Annotated in this window: 17 protein-coding genes; 3 read left to right on the top strand and 14 right to left on the bottom strand. The window is 42.0% G+C overall.

What is annotated here, in order from left to right; all coding sequences use genetic code 11:
• Positions 1-44 precede the first annotated feature (44 nt).
• The 3 genes from HMPREF2686_RS09240 to HMPREF2686_RS09230 all read right to left on the bottom strand — a co-directional run bounded on the left by HMPREF2686_RS09240 (position 45) and on the right by HMPREF2686_RS09230 (position 3,753).
• Positions 45-2,291: a DNA internalization-related competence protein ComEC/Rec2 gene (locus tag HMPREF2686_RS09240; protein WP_049506145.1), complete on the bottom strand. Its 2,247-nt coding sequence runs from the start codon at positions 2,289-2,291 to the stop codon at positions 45-47.
• The gene (locus HMPREF2686_RS09235; protein WP_031573507.1) at positions 2,272-2,940 is read right to left on the bottom strand and encodes a helix-hairpin-helix domain-containing protein; all 669 of its coding nucleotides are present in this window, start codon (positions 2,938-2,940) and stop codon (positions 2,272-2,274) included. Before HMPREF2686_RS09235 ends, HMPREF2686_RS09240 begins: the two co-directional genes overlap by 20 nt.
• A gap of 66 nt (positions 2,941-3,006) precedes the next feature.
• The gene (locus HMPREF2686_RS09230; protein WP_003006324.1) at positions 3,007-3,753 is read right to left on the bottom strand and encodes a lysophospholipid acyltransferase family protein; all 747 of its coding nucleotides are present in this window, start codon (positions 3,751-3,753) and stop codon (positions 3,007-3,009) included.
• Between the two features lie 175 nt (positions 3,754-3,928).
• On the opposite strand from HMPREF2686_RS09230, the gene HMPREF2686_RS09225 reads away from it, so the two are divergent.
• Complete coding sequence (locus HMPREF2686_RS09225; protein WP_070450468.1) at positions 3,929-6,268, top strand: cation-translocating P-type ATPase; 2,340 nt, start codon at positions 3,929-3,931, stop codon at positions 6,266-6,268.
• A gap of 184 nt (positions 6,269-6,452) precedes the next feature.
• On the opposite strand, the gene HMPREF2686_RS09220 is transcribed toward HMPREF2686_RS09225, so the two are convergent.
• Positions 6,453-6,983 (bottom strand): DUF4352 domain-containing protein, encoded by a 531-nt coding sequence (locus HMPREF2686_RS09220; protein ID WP_049506640.1) that lies wholly within the window; start codon positions 6,981-6,983, stop codon positions 6,453-6,455.
• Between the two features lie 137 nt (positions 6,984-7,120).
• Here HMPREF2686_RS09220 and HMPREF2686_RS09215 point away from each other — a divergent pair, with 137 nt between their 5' ends.
• Positions 7,121-7,867: a tRNA1(Val) (adenine(37)-N6)-methyltransferase gene (locus HMPREF2686_RS09215; RefSeq protein ID WP_049506639.1), complete on the top strand. Its 747-nt coding sequence runs from the start codon at positions 7,121-7,123 to the stop codon at positions 7,865-7,867.
• Complete coding sequence (locus HMPREF2686_RS09210; protein WP_049472126.1) at positions 7,857-8,120, top strand: GIY-YIG nuclease family protein; 264 nt, start codon at positions 7,857-7,859, stop codon at positions 8,118-8,120. The genes HMPREF2686_RS09215 and HMPREF2686_RS09210 overlap by 11 nt, the downstream gene beginning before the upstream one ends.
• 16 nt (positions 8,121-8,136) lie before the next feature.
• On the opposite strand, the gene HMPREF2686_RS09205 is transcribed toward HMPREF2686_RS09210, so the two are convergent.
• The 10 genes from HMPREF2686_RS09205 to murF all read right to left on the bottom strand — a co-directional run bounded on the left by HMPREF2686_RS09205 (position 8,137) and on the right by murF (position 20,394).
• The gene (locus HMPREF2686_RS09205; RefSeq protein WP_049506638.1) at positions 8,137-9,030 is read right to left on the bottom strand and encodes an aldose 1-epimerase family protein; all 894 of its coding nucleotides are present in this window, start codon (positions 9,028-9,030) and stop codon (positions 8,137-8,139) included.
• 349 nt (positions 9,031-9,379) lie between these two features.
• Entirely contained in the window at positions 9,380-10,951 is a 1,572-nt protein-coding gene (locus HMPREF2686_RS09200) for a degradosome RNA helicase CshA (RefSeq protein WP_070450465.1), read from the bottom strand.
• Positions 10,952-11,739: 788 nt separating this feature from the next.
• On the bottom strand, positions 11,740-12,648 hold the full coding sequence (locus tag HMPREF2686_RS09195) for a magnesium transporter CorA family protein (RefSeq protein ID WP_003006305.1): 909 nt from the start codon (positions 12,646-12,648) through the stop codon (positions 11,740-11,742).
• 41 nt (positions 12,649-12,689) lie between these two features.
• Positions 12,690-13,070 carry a PH domain-containing protein gene (locus HMPREF2686_RS09190; RefSeq protein WP_004219989.1) on the bottom strand — a complete coding sequence of 127 codons (381 nt, stop codon included), beginning with the start codon at positions 13,068-13,070 and terminating at the stop codon, positions 12,690-12,692.
• A 77-nt stretch (positions 13,071-13,147) separates the two neighbouring features.
• Positions 13,148-14,695, bottom strand: a complete 1,548-nt coding sequence (locus HMPREF2686_RS09185; protein WP_070450462.1) for a peptide chain release factor 3 — start codon at positions 14,693-14,695, stop codon at positions 13,148-13,150.
• Positions 14,696-14,880: 185 nt separating this feature from the next.
• On the bottom strand, positions 14,881-16,806 hold the full coding sequence (locus HMPREF2686_RS09180) for a DUF2207 domain-containing protein (protein ID WP_070450460.1): 1,926 nt from the start codon (positions 16,804-16,806) through the stop codon (positions 14,881-14,883).
• A 58-nt stretch (positions 16,807-16,864) separates the two neighbouring features.
• Entirely contained in the window at positions 16,865-17,545 is a 681-nt protein-coding gene (locus tag HMPREF2686_RS09175; RefSeq protein WP_070450457.1) for a YwaF family protein, read from the bottom strand.
• A 14-nt stretch (positions 17,546-17,559) separates the two neighbouring features.
• Complete coding sequence (locus tag HMPREF2686_RS09170) at positions 17,560-18,246, bottom strand: YwaF family protein (protein WP_045759224.1); 687 nt, start codon at positions 18,244-18,246, stop codon at positions 17,560-17,562.
• A 28-nt stretch (positions 18,247-18,274) separates the two neighbouring features.
• The gene (locus HMPREF2686_RS09165) at positions 18,275-18,970 is read right to left on the bottom strand and encodes a YwaF family protein (RefSeq protein ID WP_045759223.1); all 696 of its coding nucleotides are present in this window, start codon (positions 18,968-18,970) and stop codon (positions 18,275-18,277) included.
• A 56-nt stretch (positions 18,971-19,026) separates the two neighbouring features.
• Positions 19,027-20,394, bottom strand: coding sequence for a UDP-N-acetylmuramoyl-tripeptide--D-alanyl-D-alanine ligase (gene murF / locus HMPREF2686_RS09160; protein ID WP_045759222.1), 1,368 nt, complete (start codon positions 20,392-20,394; stop codon positions 19,027-19,029).
• Between the last annotated feature and the right edge of the window lie 156 nt (positions 20,395-20,550).

The raw sequence follows: 20,550 nt of genomic DNA, 5'->3' as shown, positions 1-20,550 counted from the left end.
TATAATAGCAATTTTCAGCATAGAAAGCAAACCTCTCCTCGTCTCTAGCGGACCGTTTCTACCCTCCAATGGTCCCACCCAATCAAGCGAATTGCTCCCCTTTCATCGGTACGAAGATAAGAAATAGAGCGTTCCTCTAGACGATCGAGCAATTCTTTATGGGGATGTTGGTAGCGATTTTTCTTTCCAACAGAGATCAAGGCCAACTGAGGATGTAACTGATCTAAAAACATATCACTAGAGGAACCTTTAGAACCGTGGTGGCCTACTTTCAAGACATCTACTTGTAATTGTGGATCGTTTTTCAATAGTTTTTTCTCTCCAGCTTCTTCCAAATCACCCGTGAACAAAAATCGTTTCTGATAGAACTGCCCATAGAGGACAATCGAATCATCATTTTTACCATCCCCCACTTCATCAGGGGATAAGACTTCTAGATGATGATCAAAAATAGGTAGTTGATCTCCTCTCTGGACTACTTTAATCGGACTATGAAGCTGTTTCAATTTCTCTCGAAATTGAGAATTAGTTAGACTACCTGGACTGACATACACTTTTTTAACTGGGATTTGTTTGGCAACCTCCACCATATCGCCCATATGGTCCTGGTCTGTATGAGTCAAGACCAGCGCATCGAGTTTTCCAACACCTCGACTCTTGAGATAAGGAATCAAGGTTTGATCCGCATTGGCAGATTGACTGCGCTCTTGCCACTTTTCTCCACTTTTAAAAGTGACACGTCCTCCGACATCAATCAATATGGTTCTTCCTTTCCAATCGCGTAAAAAGATACTGTCTCCTTGACCGATATCCACCATGGTAATCTCATTTTCTAAAGGATGCTTGGTCCAACAAAAGATGAGTAGAATCATACCTATTAACAGGAAACGACGTTTTTTTTGCTTTCGAAGATCATACAAGATCCCTAAAAGAAGGAAGAGAGCAATCAGAGCTGGTCCCGTCGGCTGACCAAATACCAAAGGTAGCGACGTGAGCTTTGCAATCCAACGAATACACTCCTCTATGAGAAGAAAGAAACTGTTAAAAATTGTAAGGGGCTTTAGAATCGATAAGATAAATAGCACCGTTAAACCCGGAAGAAGGACAAGGTCAAATAAGAAAGAAAAGAGGAAGGTTAAAGGGAGTGACCAGGGTTGAAAGACACTAAAGTAATAGGTCAAAAGAGGCAAAATCCCCAGGCTAATCCAGAAACTTTCCACTAGTATCTTTTTAAGTCCTGAATAAGAACTGGTATCTACCAAGGTCAAAATAAAGGCATAGGCACAACTCAAAACTCCTCCAGCTGTCAGGAGAAACTTGGGCATGAGAAACATTAAAAGCAGCAAGGTCATCGCCATATTCTCCATCCCTCGGATCCCTTTTTGAGAGAGGATCTTTTGCAAGAGACTGCGAACCACTGAAACTGAAAAACCTGTCAAGCCAGCATAGACCAAAGAAATTGGAACCATCCAGATATCAACTGTTTCTTGCAAGATTCCTAGACGTAAGAGAGCTTTCCGGATCCCATTGATGAAAAAGCCAACCTGCATCCCAGATAAGGCGAATAAATGGATGATTCCTAAACTCGTGTAAAGCTGGTCCATCTCTTCAAAATCCGTATCTAAATAGCCAAAAAGAAGGCCGGTCATATACTGGTTCATCGGTTGCGGAAAGTGCTCCTTGCTCCAAACAATAGCTTGGCGCCTCCATTGAGATAGCCAGTCAAAAACATTCCAAGTCTGTATAGGAAGCGCGGATTGGATCGCTTCAATTTTTATTTGATAGTGAATCCCCTGTGTTTGCAAATAAGACCGGTAGTCAAATCCTCTAAAATTTCGCTGCCCTTCTGGTTCTTCTATAACACCTTTATATGTCAACTCCAGCAAGTGGGTTTGACTTTGCCACTGCTGTTTTTCTTTTTCTGATTTTAAAGTGTAGAAGACTTGGTAGGTCCTTCCCTGATTTTTAGCACGAAAAGACAGGGCGTCCCCATTGATCTTGATGGTATCTGGAATCAGGCGTAAGTGGGATGGGGGCTGACTTTCTGCTTGTACTGGATGATCCTGTAGTCGCTGAAAGACAAAGAAGGCCGCAAAACAAAGGGTTGCTAAAGCAAGCCCTAGCAAACTTGAGCGCTTCCCTTTATAGTGATGAACCGCTAAAACTCCCACTACTACTAGACCGCTGATCGAAAGCCAAGATGGTTGATAGATACTAAAATACAGCCATAGGAGCACAAAGGCGAGATGGACAAGCGAAAAAGGAAGGTCTTTAATCCACCGTGAAAGCATCTCTTAGTTTCTCCAGTGTTTTCTCTCCGATTCCTGAAACATTCTTCAGATCATCCACTGATCGAAAAGGACCATTTGCTTCGCGATAGGCGATAATGTCCTGGGCACGTTTCTGGCCAATGCCTGATACTGTCTGGAGATCTGATTCGGTTGCTCGATTTAAATGGACCTTGCCTGTTTTTTCTGCTGGTGCTGACGAAGTTGCAGGACTTTCTGAACTTCCAAGTGCTGGAACATCCTCTCCTTCTTTAGCAACATAGATCACTGCTTCATCGGAGAGTTTTTGCGCCAAGTTGACCGATTGACTATTGGCATCTGCTGTCATCCCGCCTGCCTTATAAATAGCATCGTGGACTCTGCTATTGGAGCGCAACTCATAGACACCTGGTTGTTTGACGGCTCCTTTGACATCGACCGTAATGATCTCGGGTGCATCAGACACAGAAGTCGCCGTCTTTTCTTCTTTGGAACTAGTGGTCTGCACCTTTTCTTTGCTCGAAGTTGAACTAGAAGCCTGATAAAGATCCGGTATGGTGGATGCACTTGACTGAGGTCGATGAAAAAGAAAATACCCTCCAAGTAAGAGTCCGATAGCAGTAAGAGCTAAAAATAGCTTATATTCTTTGATTTTTTCGATGATATCCTCCATAAGAAACCTCCTCTCACTTTTATTATTCGTAAAAATAAAAAAAACTGAGAAAAACTCTCAGTTTTTTTACTTGTTTTTCCGATGTTTGTCTGGATCCCATACAAAGCTTGCTAGGTAACTAAAGAGCAAGGTCAAGATGCCAACGACTAAGACAAGGGGAATCAAAAGGATTTTTAACAAACGAATCAAGATAAAAGGTTTTGTTGGGGTGTTGATCGCTTGCGCTTCCGCATCCAAACGGTCAAACTCCTCTTGGATACGGCGGGCAACTTCTGCCACTCCTTCGTCATTCATCTTTTTAATATCCGAAATATCAATGGGATGTCCAAAGTTCATATCAATGCGTTCACCCGTTGCCAACCCTTTCAAGTCTCTTGGACCAGTATAAGTCACTGGCATGATACGGACCTTCGCCATTTTGGCAATGATGGCAACACCGCCTTTTACGTCTTGAGAATGACGGCTTCCACTTGGAAACATAATCAAGGAACGGTTGCTCTTTTTCAGCATATTGACAGGATACTTAATGGCTTCTGCTCCCGGATTTTCACGGTCGATCGGAAATGCCCCACACATGCGAATCCACCAGCCAAAAATACGATTGGTGAAGAGTTCTTTTTTCGCCATAAAGATAAACTGCTTTGGCTTGGTTGCAAAGGCCATATAGACCGGATCCCACCAAGTCCGGTGAGGGGATACCAAGATGTAGTTCTCTTCCCGATCTGGAATATTGTCCTTATGATGGTAATGGGCATTCCCATTTAAAACCCACAGAATAAAGGCAACAAGGCCACGTAAATAGGTATAAAACATAGTTGTTCCTCAAATCCATTTCATTCGTCTCTCTACAAGATATTCCATCCTGTAAAAGGTTCTTTCTTATTATACCGTATCCTGATTTTGACCGCAAACCTTTTTTAGATAAAAATTGTCTCAGCGGACCGATTCTAGATAGTCTTTTTCTCAAAAAAATGATATCATATTGTCTATGGAAACTATTGATTTAAAGGGCTTGTCCCTCAGTGAAGTCCGCAAGAAAATGGATCGCGGACAAACCAATGATTTTACAACGAATACCAGTACCAGCACCTGGCAAATTATCAAGCGCAACGTCTTCACCTTGTTTAATACCTTAAACTTTGTGATTGCTGTGGCCTTGGCTGCTGTACAGGCTTGGAGCAATATGATCTTTTTCGCAGTCATCTGCTTCAATGCCATTACAGGGATCATGACTGAGATGCGGGCCAAGCGGATGATTGATAAGCTCAACCTCATGAGTCGTGAGCTAGTGACTGTCATTCGTGACGGGGAAAAAGATGCGATTCCACCAGAAAAGCTTGTTCTAGGTGATTTAATGCTTTTATCTTCGGGTGAGCAGATCCCTAGTGATGCCGAAGTCATGTCTGGTATCGCTGAAGCCAATGAAGCTATGCTGACTGGTGAGAGTGATCTGGTCTTAAAAGAAGTTGGTGATGAACTGCTTTCTGGTAGTTATATTGCCAGTGGTCAAGTCTATGCCCGTGTCAAGCGAGTTGGAGCAAACAACTATGCCAACAAACTGATGATGGAAGCTAAAACCTTGAAGCCTATCAATTCGCGTATTCTTTATAACTTAGCGAAAATTTCTAGCTTCACTGGTAAAATTATCATCCCATTTGGCCTTGCCCTCTTCTTTGAAGCATTGTTGATCAAGATGCTGCCAATCAAGGATTCTGTCGTGAATTCTTCCACAGCTCTCCTGGGAATGTTGCCAAAAGGAATTGCCTTACTGACAGTTACGTCTCTTTTGACAGCGGTTATTAAGCTCGGTATGCGCAAGGTTCTTGTCCAAGAAATGTACTCAGTAGAAACCCTGGCGCGTGTGGATACCTTGTGTCTAGATAAGACCGGTACCATCACCCAAGGGAAGATGACAGTTGAAGCTCTCCATAGCTTATCTGATCATTTTTCTGAGGAAACCATCAAAGTTATCCTTTCAGCTTACATGCAATATAGCGAGGACACCAATCCTACTGCTCAAGCTATTCGCAAGGCTTATGGAGAGTTGGAGCATGCTTATACTGCGGAAAACATCATTCCTTTCTCAAGTGATCGGAAATGGGGAGCCATGCACCTATCCAACCTTGGAACCGTCTTTCTCGGTGCTCCTGAAATGCTCCTTAAAGAAAATCCCGCTGCTGTCGTCGAAGCACAAGCTCGTGGATCGCGCGTGCTCGTCTTGGCCCACAGTTCAGAACTGATCAGCATGCAGGAATTGAAACTGCCTGAAAATCTTGAAGGGATTGCGGTTATTGAGATTACAGACCCCATTCGTGAAGGGGCTTCAGATACTCTTGAGTATTTGCGCTCTCAAGGAGTGGATCTCAAAATCATCTCTGGTGACAACCCTGTGACGGTCTCTTATATCGCTCAACAAGCTGGCTTCAAAAATTATGAGAACTACGTCGATTGTTCAAAAATTTCTGATGATCAATTAGTGGATCAAGCAGAAGAAACAGCTATCTTTGGACGCGTGTCTCCTCACCAGAAAAAACTACTTATCCAAACCTTGAAAGCTGCTGGTCGGATAACTGCTATGACAGGAGATGGGGTCAATGATATCCTTGCTCTTCGCGAAGCAGACTGCTCCATCGTGATGGCTGAGGGAGATCCCGCAACTCGTCAAATTGCCAATATTGTTCTTTTAAACTCTGACTTTAATGACGTTCCAGAAATTCTTTTTGAAGGCCGTCGTGTGGTGAATAACATTGGACGAATCGCTCCAATCTTCTTTATCAAAACGATCTATTCCTTCCTCTTGGCTATCATCTGTATTGCCAGTGCTCTCTTCTTTAACGTCAACTATTTGCTGATTTTCCCTTTCATTCCTATTCAAATCACCCTGATCGACCAATTCGTCGAAGGATTCCCACCATTTGTGTTGACCTTTGAACGCAATATCAAACCGGTTGAAAAACACTTCTTAAGACGTTCCCTTCTGTTAGCCTTACCAAGCGCCTTGATGGTCGTCTTTAGTGTCTTGTTCATTCGCCTTTGGGGAGCAAGCCATGGTTGGTCTGCAGCCGATATGTCTACTGTATCCTATTACTTACTTGGATCCATCGGTTTCCTATCCGTCATCCGTGCCTGCCTTCCACTAAATATCTGGCGAGCCCTCCTCATTCTCTTCTCTGTTGTAGGATTCTACGCATCTGCGGTCGTATTGAAAAACTTGATCGAGATTTCACTCCTTACAGCCACTACTTTCCCAGTTTATCTGGCATTGATGGCCATCTTTACAGGAGTCTTTATCCTCACAACGATTCTACAAAAATATGAATTTGATTAAAAAAGAGAGTGGGACAGAAATCGGTAATTCGTTAGAATTCGATTTCGTCGCCCCACCTCCGCACAGTTTAGTAGGGCTGTAAAAGCTGATGAAATCAGCGTAGTAGAGCCCACTCAACCACTGCGTCTTGCTCTACAATCCAAAAATAATTGAGAGGCTAGGACTTTTGTCCCAGCCTCTTTTTTTACGGTGCATCAAAAGCAACAATCGCAGGTTTTTCATTAAATGCAGTAAATGGTTTTATTTCAAGTTCTAATTTGCCATCCCCTTTTACACCAAAATGTTGTACCGCACCTTCCATTGATCGACCTGGCGAAATGGACCCCATTGTATTCGTATTAGGATAAGATTCCATTTTATTTCCGCCTACAAAAAGATTGATATCAACACCTACAGCTAAATCCTTATCGGAAAGATTTTTAACATTATAAGTTACTTTCAACACTTTATCAGGATTTGATTGGTCAAAATCATTGCGTTCATCAGACCATTCAACTTTTGTAATTGTATACTCAGCTTGTTTATCAAAGACAATTTTATCACCAATAGCATATGCTGATTTTTTCTCACTACTTTTTTCAGTTGTTGCGATTTTCTCTGTCTTAGTTTCTTTTGAAGAATTATTTGACTGAGAATTTGAGCTTCCACAAGCTACGAGTACACTAACTGAAAGTACGGATAAACCTAAACCTAACCATTTTTTCGTTTTGTTCATTTACAAAACCTCCCACTTTTTTAATATATAGTAACATATTTAAATAAGAAAAGAAAGCGTTTTTACAAAAAATATTATTTTAATATATCAAAAATTATCATCTTTCCCCGAGCCTCTTTTCATGCTATAATAGAGCCATGACAGATATCGAATTAAAAGACGGCGAGCGCGTCAACCAACTCTTTTCAAGTGATGTAAAAATCATACAAAATCGGGAAGTTTTTAGTTACTCCGTGGATAGCGTCCTGCTCTCACGTTTTCCAAAATTGCCCAAGCGAGGATTGATCGTGGATCTCTGCGCTGGAAATGGAGCTGTGGGACTATTTGCAAGTACCCGAACAGAGGCTCAGATCATTGGTGTCGAAATTCAGGAACGTTTAGCAGATATGGCTACCCGCTCGATTGCCCTCAATAGCTTGAACCAGCAAATGTCCATGATCACCGATGACCTCAAGCATTTGCCTCAACATATCAAGGGCAGTAAGGTGGATATTATCCTCTGCAATCCTCCTTATTTCAAGGTGGATGAGCATTCCAATCTCAATGAGAGTGAACACTACCTCTTAGCCCGACATGAAATTACCACCAATTTAGATGAGATTTGCCATGTGGCCCAGCAGGTTCTCAAATCAAATGGTCGCTTAGCGATGGTCCATCGTCCAGATCGCTTTTTAGATATCATCGAAACCATGAAGCGTTACAATCTTGCACCTAAGCGGATCCAGTTTGTCTATCCAAAAGTGACCAAAGAGGCGAATATGTTATTGATTGAGGCGATCAAGGATGGCTCACTGGATGGTTTAAAAATTCTTCCTCCTCTCTTTATTCACAATGAAGATGGCAGCTATACAGACGAGATTCATGAGATCTACTATGGAAACTAAGGCTTACATGTATGTTTTAGAGTGTGCGGATGGCTCTCTCTACACTGGCTATACCACGGATGTCGAAAAACGCCTGAAGACTCACAATGCTGGAAAAGGGGCCAAATACACACGGGCTCGCCTCCCCGTTAAACTTCTTTACAAAGAATCCTATCCAGATAAACCCTCTGCGATGTCTGCCGAAGCTCTCTTTAAAAAGAAATCGCGCCAGGCAAAACTAAACTATATCAAAAAGAACCGTCGGACTCCATAGTCCAACGGTTTTTCATTTACAAAATGGTGATACGGTACTGATGACTCCGTGTCTCTTGAGGGTCCAACTGGATCACACCTTTTTTGTCTTCGAAGAAATCGCCCTCTTCTGCAGATGTGGAAATACCTGTCCAAGGCTCTAAGGCAATGAAGGGGCCCTTGTTATTGGTAGACCAAAGGACCAGATTTTCAAAATCTGCAAAATCAAATTCCAAACCTTTACCTGATTTTTTCGAGATAAGCTTCACAGATTTAGAGGTTAACTGATCTAAAATAATGGCATCTTTTTCAAATAGTTCATGTCGCAAAGGTAGGCTACGCTTATGATCGAAAAATGGCGTCCGCTGCAGGCGATCGACCAATCCAGTTTCTGTGAACAAGAGAGGGACGCTGCAGGTTTCTTCTTTTTCAAAAATCAACTCGTAGTCTTCATAGTCTTCATCTGCTAAAAGGGGACAATGAAAAGCTGGATGCCCTCCAATGAAATAAGGCATGACTTGATCAGACTCTAGATTTTGTACACGATAGGTGATGGTGATTTCTTTCCCTTGTAGTTCATAAACGATTTCAACTCGAAAATGGTAGGGATAATTTTGCAGGCTCTCTTCGTTAGAGGTGATTTCAAAGACAAGACGATGGTCTGTTTGTTCTTTAAGTTCAAACTCTCTCTTGCGAATGAGGCCGTGTCTTGGTAGCTGACCTGTCTTCACTCCATCTTTTAGATGATACTGTACTTGGCCATTACGAACGCTCCCGCAAATCGGAAACAGAACCGGCGCCTGTCCTGACCAATACTCTGGATCCCCTTGCCAGAGATATTCTATGCCTTCTTTACTTCGAATGGAGCTCAATTCCCCTCCAAATGTCTTAAAGTGTACTTCTAGATCATCATTTTTTAATGCAATCACCATGGACGCCACCTCTTTATAGTTGTTATAGTCACTATATTCATTATAAACTTTTAGCAAAGATTGTCAATTTTTATTTTTGGTGAATTTTTTTAAAAAAATAAGAAAAAATTCTTGACAAAGCTTAGAAATAATTGTAGACTTAATATGTTAACAGAAACATTCCGTTTTAGGAATCCGTTCTTTCTGTTTTCTGACTTTTTTAGGATGCTCCTTATCATGATACATTTTTTCTAAAAGAGTCAGTTATCATTTAGGTCTCCTTATAAATATACAAGGGTTAACAGCTAGTTAACCCTTGTATTTTTGATTTTCATTAAAAAACAGCCTATTGCTAGACCGTCTTTAGAATTTATTTATCCCCTTTATTGCGGATGACAAAGCCATTTTTCTTTTCATTGGAAGTGCGATGAGGACGTTTATTACCTTTGCCCTCAAAGTCTCGGCTATTTTTATTGGACTTGCGTTTGAAATCACGGCGTCCACCTTCACGGTCATCTCTGCGATTCCGATCTCGCCGTTGGTCTCCACGACGACCATTTCCACGGCCCCCTTTGCCTTTCCCACCAAAGCTACCACCGGATGGTTTAAATGGCAGTGGTTTTTCACGCGCAATTTCAACTTCTGGAAGGCTGTCTGGATCTTGAACGGTCAAGCTCAAAATATACATAGCCAATTCTTCAGGAGTGAATTCTGCAGCCAATTTGCGAGCATCCTTGCCAAACTTCTCAAAGTTGGTCCGGATTTTTTCATCTTCAAAGTCTCGCTCAATTTTCTTCAGCGCTACTTGTTTTTTCGCTTGGAAGGCTTCTTCTGCTGTTGCAGGTTTCATTCCCTTCATCCGCTTTTTAGTCAAGTTCTCAATGATTTGCAAATAGCCCATTTCATTTGGCGATACAAAGGTAATGGATTGCCCTGTTTTCCCAGCACGACCTGTCCGTCCGATCCGGTGAACATAGCTTTCTGGATCTTGTGGAATATCGTAGTTGTAGACATGAGTCACACCTGAAATATCCAAACCACGTGCCGCAACGTCCGTTGCCACCAAGACGTCCAAGTTCCCATTTTTAAAGTCACGAAGTACACGAAGACGTTTGTTTTGATCCAAATCTCCGTGAATCCCTTCTGCTCGGAAACCACGGATCTTCAAGCCACGCGTCAATTCATCGACCCGGCGTTTAGTCCGACCAAAGACAATGGCAAGCTCCGGTTGCTCGACATCCATCAATCGAGTCATGGTATCAAACTTTTCGCCTTCTTTGACACGAATATAGTATTGATCGACCAAGTCAGTTGTCAATTCTTTGGCTGCGATCTTAACGTGTTCTGGCTCTTTCATAAACTGAACACCAATGCGTTTGATGGCTTCTGGCATCGTTGCTGAAAAGAGCAAAGTTTGACGTGTTTCTGGAACACGGCTAATGATAGCTTCGATATCTTCCAAAAAGCCCATATTGAGCATTTCATCTGCTTCATCCAAGATCAAGGTTTCAATATGATCGAGTTTCAAGGCCTTGCGCTTGATCAAATCTAGCAAGCGTCCAGGGGTTCCCACAACGATATGAGCACCTGACTTCAAGGCTTTGATTTGCTTTTCGATGCTTGATCCACCATAGACAGAGCGGACTTTGACACCCTTGCTGCGTCCAAAACGGAAGAGTTCTTCCTGACTTTGAACCGCCAACTCACGTGTCGGGGCAATAACAAGGGCTTGGATTACTGTGTTATCAACATCAATCTTCTCCAAAGTTGGAAGACCAAAAGCAGCCGTTTTACCGGTCCCTGTTTGTGCCTGACCAATGACATCTTTTCCTTCAAGGGCCAAAGGAATGGTTTGTTCCTGGATGGGGCTCGCTTCTACAAAGCCAGCTTTTTCAATTTCTGCTAATAATTCAGCAGATAAGTTAAATTCATTGAATTTCAATTCTTTCTTCTTTCTAAAAAGTGGTGCGAAGCCACTTTATCACACTTCTTTTCAATGCGAAAACGCACTGATTGCATAGGAAGTCTCCTTCCCGGTTACCTGTCGCAAGACTCATCTAAAGGAAAACCCAATCGTTTTTTTATGGAATTCCCTTCTGCGAAAAATGTTTTCGCACTAGCGGATTTGGTTGATTAAAGTCGTTTTCCAAACGAAAAGACACCAAGATCCTCCTTGTGGGAGATTGACCAACATTCCTTTTCTAATTGTTCCATCTCACCAGCATTTCTCTCATACAAGTTTGCAACTTATCTAGTATAACACAATGGACGACCAAATGATAGTCAAAGGAGAATAATTTTATTTTTTAGGAAAAATTTTTAAAAACTTGAAAATAGTCAAGAGGGCAGTTTCCCCTAGATTTAGCTGACTTTCTTCTGACACCGTTCAAGAATCCCTTTAAATAGGAGTATAAAAACTTCGGAAAAACTTTTTTTGGTAGTTCTTGCGTTTTTACAAATAAATATGTATAATACAGTTAGTATCTAAAATATTTCTGTATAAAGAAATAGGATCATTTTATCTGATTCAACGATTTATTCTAAGTTCTGATTTATTTAGAACCACTCAGTACTATTAAATCTACTCCTACTATTTCCAAGAAGATTTTGTACAGTCAATGAACTATTCACACTGCCCCTTCTTTGGAGAGGAGGGCAGGTGTCTAGATGGTTCCTATTTCTCAGATTATTCTAGATACGAAGAGGCTCGGATTTCTCCAAGCCTCTTTTTTATCTTTGTTTCACAATCCACCGCATAACCTTTCCCAAAATGAGCCATAATATAAAGCTACATACGGATACATAAATCCAAGCATTGGGATCCTTTGTCATCGGAAGAGGGATATTCATTCCAAAGAAACCGGTGATAACGGCTAAAACCGCCAACAAGGCTTCAAAGATGGTTAGGGTTGTCAAGTTGTCATTCAAGTTGTTGTTTAGGATATTGTTGTAAGATCCTGACAACTGTTGCAAGACATTGGAAATCAACTCAGTCATCGAAGCCAACTGACGCGCTTCGATCATGGCATCATCAAACTGCTCTTTTTCAACATCATTCATCCTGCGATAAATGGCATGCGCTTTAATATGTTCTAGCAACATCCGATTCTGCTTGGCTGCTGCGACCAGATACACCATACCGGTCTCAAGGTCAGACAGGGCATAAAGATTCTTGGTCGTCGTTGTCTTTCGAAGCAAACGATTGAGTTCATCCTTGTGCTTATCTAAGCGATCAATAATCGGATAATAAGCATTACTGATCATTTCAAGACCTGCAAAAAGCAACTTATAGATCGACAACTCCCCATGGCTTTCCAAATAGCGAACCATTTGTTCAATGATATAGGCATTGTCCTGGTTACTGATGGTCACGAGTCGCGTATCTTGAACGATAAAGGTCATAGGGATGGTTTCGTAGTATTCCTTGTCCTTTTCTAAATCCAATACATTGTAGATAAATGTGATCGTACCGTTTTCTCGATTATAATCCATATGGGCACGTTCGTTCTTATCCATCGCGTACTCAATGGTTTCTTTGTCAATCTCGTATTTTTTATAAAGATATGAGTTTTCAGCAATCATATCCGAGTCGATATTGATCCATTTCCGATCTTGACCCAATTGTTTTTCGATAAACATTCCGTCTCCTTTCTCAACTGTTCTCTATCAAAATGATATTTTTATTTAAAAACTGCACTGGCTAATGCTTGCTGGATTTCAATGACGCTGCTGTCACTCTTGAATTGTAAAACTTCTGAAGGCTCGACTGCAGAAGAGACCCAGATTTTTAATTCGGCATCCAAATCAAAATGACCAGAAGTTTCCACTGAAAAACGAGAGATCGAGCGATAAGGTAAGGACTTATAGGACGTTTTCTTTCCTGTTACTCCTTGCTTATCCACCAAGATCAAACGAAACTCTGTAAAGACGATTAAATCACGAATCAAGCTAAAAGCAAGTGTCACTTGCTCTCCCGGCACCAAGATATCTTCCAGATCTCTTTCTACTTTATCGACATTTTTTTGAGAGGCATTGCCCATCAAACCACTTAATAATCCCATCATTTCTCCTTTAAAAGCGAAAACGGACCTTATCCGTTTTCTTATTCTATTGTTATGGATCGGTTTTGAATCGTTCCTTACCCCATCTTTTCTTCCAGCTCAACGTCTGGATACTTATCTGCAAACCAACGGAGGGCAAAGTCATTTTCAAAGAGGAAGACTGGTTGGTCAAAGCGGTCCTTCGCCAAGATGTTTCGGCTTGAAGACATGCGCTCATCTAAGTCTTCTGGTTTGATCCAGCGAACGGTCTTTTTACCCATTGGGCTCATGACCACTTCGGCATTGTATTCATTTTCCATCCGGTGCTTAAAGACTTCAAACTGAAGTTGACCAACAGCACCTAACATGTATTCACCTGTTTGGTAGTTGGTGTAGAGCTGAATAGCTCCTTCTTGCACCAATTGCTCAATCCCTTTGTGGAAGGATTTTTGCTTCATGACGTTCTTAGCTGACACTTTCATGAAGATTTCAGGCGTAAAGGTTGGCAGTGGTTCAAATTCAAACTTGTTTTTGCCCACTGTCAAAGTATCTCCAACCTGATAAGTACCGGTATCGTAAACCCCGATGATGTCTCCTGCTACAGCATTGCTGACATTTTCACGGCTTTCGGCCATAAATTGAGTCACGTTAGATAACTTAGCACCCTTACCAGTACGAGGCAGGTTGACGCTCATCCCACGCTCAAATTCGCCAGATACGATCCGCACAAAGGCGATCCGGTCGCGGTGACGAGGGTCCATATTGGCTTGGATTTTAAAGACAAAGCCTGAGAAATCCTTATCATAAGGATCGACAAGTTCGCCATCTGTCTTCTTGTGGCCGTGTGGCTCCGGAGCAAACTTGAGGAAGGTTTCCAAGAAAGTCTGTACTCCAAAATTGGTTAAGGCTGAGCCGAAGAAGACGGGAGTCAATTCACCCGCAAGGATGGCTTCTTCTGAAAAGTCATTTCCTGCTTCTTGCAAGAGTTCGATATCGTCTTTTACTTGCTCGTAGAAAGGGTTGTTGGCAAAAAGCTTGTCTCCGTCTTCTAGACTAGCAAAACGCTCGTCTCCTTTATAGAGTTCCAAACGTTGGTTATAAAGGTCATAGAGTCCCTCAAAGGCTTTCCCCATCCCAATCGGCCAGTTCATTGGGTAACTGGCGATTCCCAAGACTTCTTCTAATTCTTGTAAGAGGTCCAGTGGCTCACGACCGTCACGGTCCAGCTTATTCATAAAAGTGAAGACGGGAATGCCACGGTGTTTCACAACCTCAAACAATTTCTTGGTTTGAGCTTCAATCCCTTTGGCAGAGTCTACCACCATGACGGCAGCGTCCACCGCCATCAAGGTCCGATAAGTATCTTCTGAGAAGTCCTCGTGCCCTGGCGTATCAAGGATATTGACCCGTTTGCCATCATAGTCGAACTGCATAACAGATGAGGTTACCGAAATCCCACGTTGCTTCTCGATATCCATCCAGTCAGATTTAGCAAAGTTTCCTGTTTTCTTCCCTTTGACAGTACCGGCTTCCCGAATCTCTCCCCCAAAGTAGAGCAACTGCTCTGTAATCGTCGTTTTACCAGCATCCGGGTGGGAGATAATGGCAAAGGTACGGCGTTTTTTAATTTCTTCTTGTACGTTCATGTTCCTAATTCTTTCTCTTTTTATTTTCTGATAAATTTACAAATCCATCTCTACATCGGATTTCTCCTCAATTTCTCTATCTGTCCTATTATAGCGAAAATAGGCACTTTTTTCAACGATGATTCTTCTTTGAGAGCAAAAAGAAAGACCAAAATCCGTAGATTCTAGTCTTCTTTTCACGGCAATCAAAAGGCACCAAATCCTCCGCCACCGCCACCATCAGAGAAGCCACCGCCGTCAAAGCCGCCACTGCCATCTGAAGAGTTAATAGAGAAGCTTGAAACACTATAGGAATCATCTGCATAGTTCATCAAGGTAGAGCCGTCTAGGAAGGTATTTGGGGAGGTTGTTAGCCAAAGAACAGTATCCCAGTCTTCATATGGTAAGGAAATCTGATGATTTTGGAGTACCTGGCTCACTTTTTTTGCTTGGCCATACATGGTTGCATAGACTAAGATGCGATTCCATAGGATGACACTCTCAAGTTCTGCTTGGTTGAAATTTGGAATACTTTCGATCATATTTCGAAAGGCCATCCATTGGAATTGTGAATCCAAGTTCTCTAAGGATTGTAGATGATCTTCACGGATTTTCACAACAATATAAAATGGAATGAATAACAAAACCAAAAGTAAAATAATCCAAAAATAGAAGGAAGATAGGTGTGATCCAAATCCAAGAGATAAGAAACACATGCTCACAAATAAGATCAGTAAGAGCCAAAAATGTAAGGCGCAGCCTGTTTTAGAAAAAGCTTCTTCTTTTTCAGATAAGTCTCTAAAATAAGAAGGCAATCCTAATTTTGCAATTTCCTTTTCTACCCCTTTTGACAATTGCTGGGCATCCTTTTTTAAAAGCGATTGAACGGCACTTCCGACTTTTCGAATACGGTCTCGTTGTGTGTCTGATTTAGCAGCTCGAAAATCTTTTTTTAAGGCTGCTTTGTCGATTTTATACCTTGAAAATACTTCACTGATATTGATTTCAGATTCTTGATCAAAGATCATTTCAATAAACTTCAATTCAAAATCAGCCAAACCTTCATAATGGAGACAGGTCAAGGTTTCCCCATTTTCATCCCTAGTCAAACGAAGATTTCCCCGGTCAATGAGATCTAAAATGCTTGCTTGAATGAGATGATTAAATGTTAATGGTCCTTTCTCTCTAGATATCACCATCCGTTCAAAATCAAGTTGATACAGTGCCTTAGCTAGGACAAGAGGAGGTAAATTCTGTGGTGGTTCGTATAATCGTACTCCTTTTGCAATCCGACGAGTTCTGGTACTGATAAAATACCGGATCCATGGAATGAAAGCGAGGATAAATAAAAGAATCGATACAATTGGTACAACCTTAAGTAGAAGGGTCCGATAGAGGAACGTTTTTTGTTCAATGGATTTCTCTTTTTTGAGAAATTTCTCTTTTCCATTTCCCTTGTTAATCTCATTTGCTTGGTCTTGACGCAGGGCTTCTGTCATTGGCCAATAGGCATGCAGTTCGAGCTTTCCATTTTTTGGAAAATCCTTTGTCCAAATATGATAACCAGTTTCAGTCCGTTCGACTTGGGCTGGTGGATTAAAGTAACCAGTATGGGCATACAGTTTTCCCTGCTTAGCATCCAAGCCATCCACATAAAAGTCTAATTTCGCGACTTTCTCATCTCCATCTGAAATAGGAAACCAGTTCAATTCTGCACTATCCTTGTAGAAAGTCAAGAGATGATCAATCTTCCATTTCACTTTGATCTTGACCGTGCCACCGACGATACGGGCATTGTATATTTTTAATTTACGGCCATCTTCCAGGTCTGTTTCCTCTACACGAATCTCTCGTTTTTCCCCATCCACATAGGCTTCCACCTCAGGATTACGATGAATCTTAAACCCTTTTGGAAGAGGATCTGCGCTTCCTAGAGTCACATATTGACCATGATAGCCTGTCTGAAACTGATAGGTGATCTCTTGTGTAAATGTTGCCTGGCTATCTTCCTGCAATTGGAGGTGTCCTACATAGGATTCAATCGAATAGCGAACTTCTTCATCCGCATGTGCTGTCGTTATTGTACAAAACAAACTCCAAACGAGGGAGATCATTAGCAAGAAACGCTTCATATATTCTCCTTTGATATAAAACAGGGTTGAGACAGAGATGCCCCAACCTTTATACTGGTTATTTTCTCACTTTTACCCGCTCACTTCTACGATTGAAGATCTGATTAAAGAGTAATAAAGCAAGGGCTAAAATACTAGATACAACCAGGTAGTTGAGCCAGACTTTATCCCCTCTCATAATCGGAGGGCGGGCCATCAAACCATAATTACCTCCCGTCAATTGATTGACTCCAACCAGAAATAAATCTAAAACAAAGGTATAGAGAACAATCTGACTATTTTTTAAGAGGTTTCGATCATACCATCTCAAGAGATAAATCAAGGAATTGATCAGGAGACAGTAATGTCCGAGGAGGAAAGAAAAGCTCGTAATATGAGGGAAAGTGTAGGGGTCAAAGACTGGATAGCCCAAAGCAAAGATGGCTCCACTCACTCCCATCAAGGCAAAGAACTGTTTGCTTTTCCATCTGTCTGGCAAAAACAAGACCGCAAACATGGCCAAGCGGCAATGATAAAATGGTAAACTGTTGGACCAAGGAATGTGGTAGGCAAAATACCAAAGATACAAGCAAATTAACTGGAAGCCTTGTAAGTATTGAAAGCATTTGCGAAATTGCTCATTCTGATAATAGCGAAGTGACATCATGATCGCTGTCACAATTAACAAGACCATCACACTATACCAAAGTGCTGAGATTGCTGGTGGTTCTGTTGATTCTGTAGTGAAAAATTGATGCATAAAACCCTCCTTATTTAAACAGATTCAGGTATTCTTCTTTTCTTACTGTACTGAACGATAGTATTGATGAGGATCAGTGTCCCCGTCATTAGGACTGTCACGATGAAATAGTTGAGAACAAGGCCATGGTCTCCTAGCACAGGTGGTCGACGCAGAAAGCCATAGTTTCCGCCCGTTACAAGGTTGGCTAGAACAATAATGGCATTGACCCCAAACGTCATCTGACAGATCTTCCAAACGGCCCCTTCTTCCACCTGGTAGGATTGAACCAGATAGATTAGGCAGTTGGCCAAGAGGGCCCAGTGACCAAAGACATTGTTGATCGAGGAAACGTGAGGAAAAGGGTAGGGATAAAAAACAGGATGAACCAAGGCCATAATGGAGCCAAAGACTCCCACGAGGGCAAAATATTGCTTGAAGCTTCCCTTGGGGGCCAAAAGAATAATCCACATGGCCATCCGGCTATGATAGAAGGGAAGACTCTCTGAAAAAGGCAAGCGAGCTGCTAAATACCAAGAGTTGATGATGAGCAACTGGATCAACTGTCCCCAATACCAAAAGGTTTGGTAGCTTTTGGAGTGAGCAAATCGAACGGACAGAACTCCCACCACTACCAAAGAAGTCGGCAATAAGAAATACCAGACCCCCAATCGAGGAGGGGATGTTGGTTGACTGGTAAAAAATAAGTCCCAAAGTGCCATGATTTCTTTCCCTCATCTACTCTTTTTTCTATTCCGAACGCGAAACAATACTCTCTTCAACCATCTTGTATTTGTAGCGCTGGTTGACCAAGCAAATACCAGCCACCATCACGATGCTGACCAAGAGGTAGTTCAAAAGAGCACCGTGGTCTCCAATGATTGGTGGACGTCGTAAGAAGCCGTAATCTCCTCTGGTCAAAAGATTGACCAAAAAGATGACTGCATTCATACCAAAGGTGATCTTAACAATCCGTAAGTTGTCCTGTTTTTCCGACTGATAAAAATCCTGTAGGTAAATCAAACTATTGGCAAACAAGGCCCAGTGACTAAAAATCAGATTGAGTACAGTAATATGAGGGAATGGGAAGGGATCAAAGGCCGGATAAACCAAAGCCGCAATGGATCCTAGAACTCCCAACAAGGCAAAGTATTGCTTGATATAGGTCCCTCTAGGTGCAAAGAGGATCGCAAGCATAGCCAAGCGACAATGATAAAAGGGCAAATTGTCTGTCAAAGGCATGTGGGCGAGAATATACCAAGCATTGATGGTCAAAACTTGAATCAATTGTGCCCAATACCAAAAGCGTTGGTAGCTTTTAGACTGTGCATATTTGATAGAAAAGTAGCCAACCACCAACAAGGAAGCTGGTAGGAAAACATACCAGAGCCCAAACTCAGGCGGGGCTGATTTTTGGTTCGTAATCAATAAATCCCAAAATGTCATTTTTTTATTCCTTTAGTTTATAGTAGCCTATTTTTGTATAACTTCCTTCACATTTGCTAGGCTTTTTCCAATTCCTCTACCAATTTGGCTAAATGCATGGAATTGCTTCCCTTGATGAGGATTTGGTCCTGCTCTTTTAAGCTTTCCTTGACTTGTTTGACCATGTCCTCAAACTGGTCTTCCTCAGCTGTTTTTTTGAAATAATAGACATGTCCAAGTGGGAACATCTGACTCGCTAATTGAGCCAAGCCCGCAATGTCTTGCCCATAGAAAATAACGGTATCCAAGACATCCGGTGAGAGGCTGAGGATCATTTGGTTGTGCAGATCTACCGATTGCTCCCCTAGTTCTTTCATATCTGCAAGGACGGCTAATTTTCGGCCATTTGGATTGGCAGGAATAGTCGAGAAGGTTTCTAAAATCAAGCGCATAGCCGTCGGATTAGCATTGTAGACATCGGATAAAATATCTGCTCCGTTACTGGCCTTTTTCCATTCCGTGCGGTTACGCGTCAATTGCAAGGTAGCAAAACTATCACGAATCGCCGCTTCGCTCACTCCTTCTTGCAGGGCAACATAAGCTGCAATCATGGCATTGGTCGCATTGTATTTGCCTGTTACTGGCAGGTCAATCGCTTCTTCTAAGAAATTAGCACGGAAAGTTAAGCTATCCTTTCGCTCTACCAACTCGGTAATAAAAATCTCCTCGTCTGGACCAAAGCGGACCACTTTTTGTTTTTCAGGGAGGTAGGCATTCACGATCGGATCAGCTGGAACCACCAGAAGGCCACCTTCTGGCATGCCATCCGCAATTTGGAGTTTTCCTTTTGCGATCTCGCTTCGATCTTTGAAAAATTCCAAATGGGCTTCCCCAATTAAGGTAACAATAGCAACCTTGGGATGCGCCAGTTCTGACAAGAGATGGATATCTCCTAGATGGTCTTGCCCCATTTCAAGGACGAGTTTGTCTGTCCCTTCTGGCATATGGAGAACCGTATAAGGAAGACCAATTTCATTATTATAGTTTCCCTGTGTTTTATAGGTCAGGTAGGTAGTGGACAAAAGCTGTGCCAACATATCTTTTGTGGTTGTTTTACCATTTGACCCTGTCACAGCCAAAACATCCACTTTTGTCTTTTGAAGATAGGCTGCAGCCAATGTTTGAAAAGCACTCAAAACATCTTCCACCAAAATATAAGGGTGGCCTTCAATCACTTTCTCTGAAAAAGTGGCTACGGCTCCATTTTCAAAAGCGGTCTCGATGAAATCATGACCATCACGCGCTCCCTTTAACGGAACAAAAAGGTCTCCCGGCCCAATCAAACGGCTGTCAAATTCAGGCTTGACGAGGGCCACATCTTCAAATTGGCTGATATCATTTTTTGCATGTACTAGATGAGCAACTTCATGTAATGTGAGATTCATATCCGACTCCTCAGTTCTCCGTAGCGTCGTCCCCAAAAGTCTAGACGCTCGTTTCAAATTCTTCTCATTATACCATATTCTAGACCACAAAAAAAGTGGCTGGGACAGAAGTCCTAGCCTCTTGATTGTTTTTGGATTGTCGAGCAAGACGCAGTA

The organism is Streptococcus sp. HMSC057G03, from assembly GCF_001808745.1.
Taxonomy (GTDB): domain Bacteria; phylum Bacillota; class Bacilli; order Lactobacillales; family Streptococcaceae; genus Streptococcus; species Streptococcus parasanguinis_Z.
This window is presented reverse-complemented; position numbering and strand designations above follow the sequence as displayed.

What these genes read in the sequence shown, in the direction of transcription:
- HMPREF2686_RS09240 (WP_049506145.1), bottom strand. Translation starts at nt 2,291, where the DNA reads ATGCTTTCACGGTGGATTAAAGACCTTCCTTTTTCGCTTGTCCATCTC.
- HMPREF2686_RS09235 (WP_031573507.1), bottom strand. Translation starts at nt 2,940, where the DNA reads ATGGAGGATATCATCGAAAAAATCAAAGAATATAAGCTATTTTTAGCT.
- HMPREF2686_RS09230 (WP_003006324.1), bottom strand. Translation starts at nt 3,753, where the DNA reads ATGTTTTATACCTATTTACGTGGCCTTGTTGCCTTTATTCTGTGGGTT.
- HMPREF2686_RS09225 (WP_070450468.1), top strand. Translation starts at nt 3,929, where the DNA reads ATGGAAACTATTGATTTAAAGGGCTTGTCCCTCAGTGAAGTCCGCAAG.
- HMPREF2686_RS09220 (WP_049506640.1), bottom strand. Translation starts at nt 6,983, where the DNA reads ATGAACAAAACGAAAAAATGGTTAGGTTTAGGTTTATCCGTACTTTCA.
- HMPREF2686_RS09215 (WP_049506639.1), top strand. Translation starts at nt 7,121, where the DNA reads ATGACAGATATCGAATTAAAAGACGGCGAGCGCGTCAACCAACTCTTT.
- HMPREF2686_RS09210 (WP_049472126.1), top strand. Translation starts at nt 7,857, where the DNA reads ATGGAAACTAAGGCTTACATGTATGTTTTAGAGTGTGCGGATGGCTCT.
- HMPREF2686_RS09205 (WP_049506638.1), bottom strand. Translation starts at nt 9,030, where the DNA reads ATGGTGATTGCATTAAAAAATGATGATCTAGAAGTACACTTTAAGACA.
- HMPREF2686_RS09195 (WP_003006305.1), bottom strand. Translation starts at nt 12,648, where the DNA reads ATGTTTATCGAAAAACAATTGGGTCAAGATCGGAAATGGATCAATATC.
- HMPREF2686_RS09190 (WP_004219989.1), bottom strand. Translation starts at nt 13,070, where the DNA reads ATGGGATTATTAAGTGGTTTGATGGGCAATGCCTCTCAAAAAAATGTC.
- HMPREF2686_RS09185 (WP_070450462.1), bottom strand. Translation starts at nt 14,695, where the DNA reads ATGAACGTACAAGAAGAAATTAAAAAACGCCGTACCTTTGCCATTATC.
- HMPREF2686_RS09180 (WP_070450460.1), bottom strand. Translation starts at nt 16,806, where the DNA reads ATGAAGCGTTTCTTGCTAATGATCTCCCTCGTTTGGAGTTTGTTTTGT.
- HMPREF2686_RS09175 (WP_070450457.1), bottom strand. Translation starts at nt 17,545, where the DNA reads ATGCATCAATTTTTCACTACAGAATCAACAGAACCACCAGCAATCTCA.
- HMPREF2686_RS09170 (WP_045759224.1), bottom strand. Translation starts at nt 18,246, where the DNA reads ATGGCACTTTGGGACTTATTTTTTACCAGTCAACCAACATCCCCTCCT.
- HMPREF2686_RS09165 (WP_045759223.1), bottom strand. Translation starts at nt 18,970, where the DNA reads ATGACATTTTGGGATTTATTGATTACGAACCAAAAATCAGCCCCGCCT.
- murF (WP_045759222.1), bottom strand. Translation starts at nt 20,394, where the DNA reads ATGAATCTCACATTACATGAAGTTGCTCATCTAGTACATGCAAAAAAT.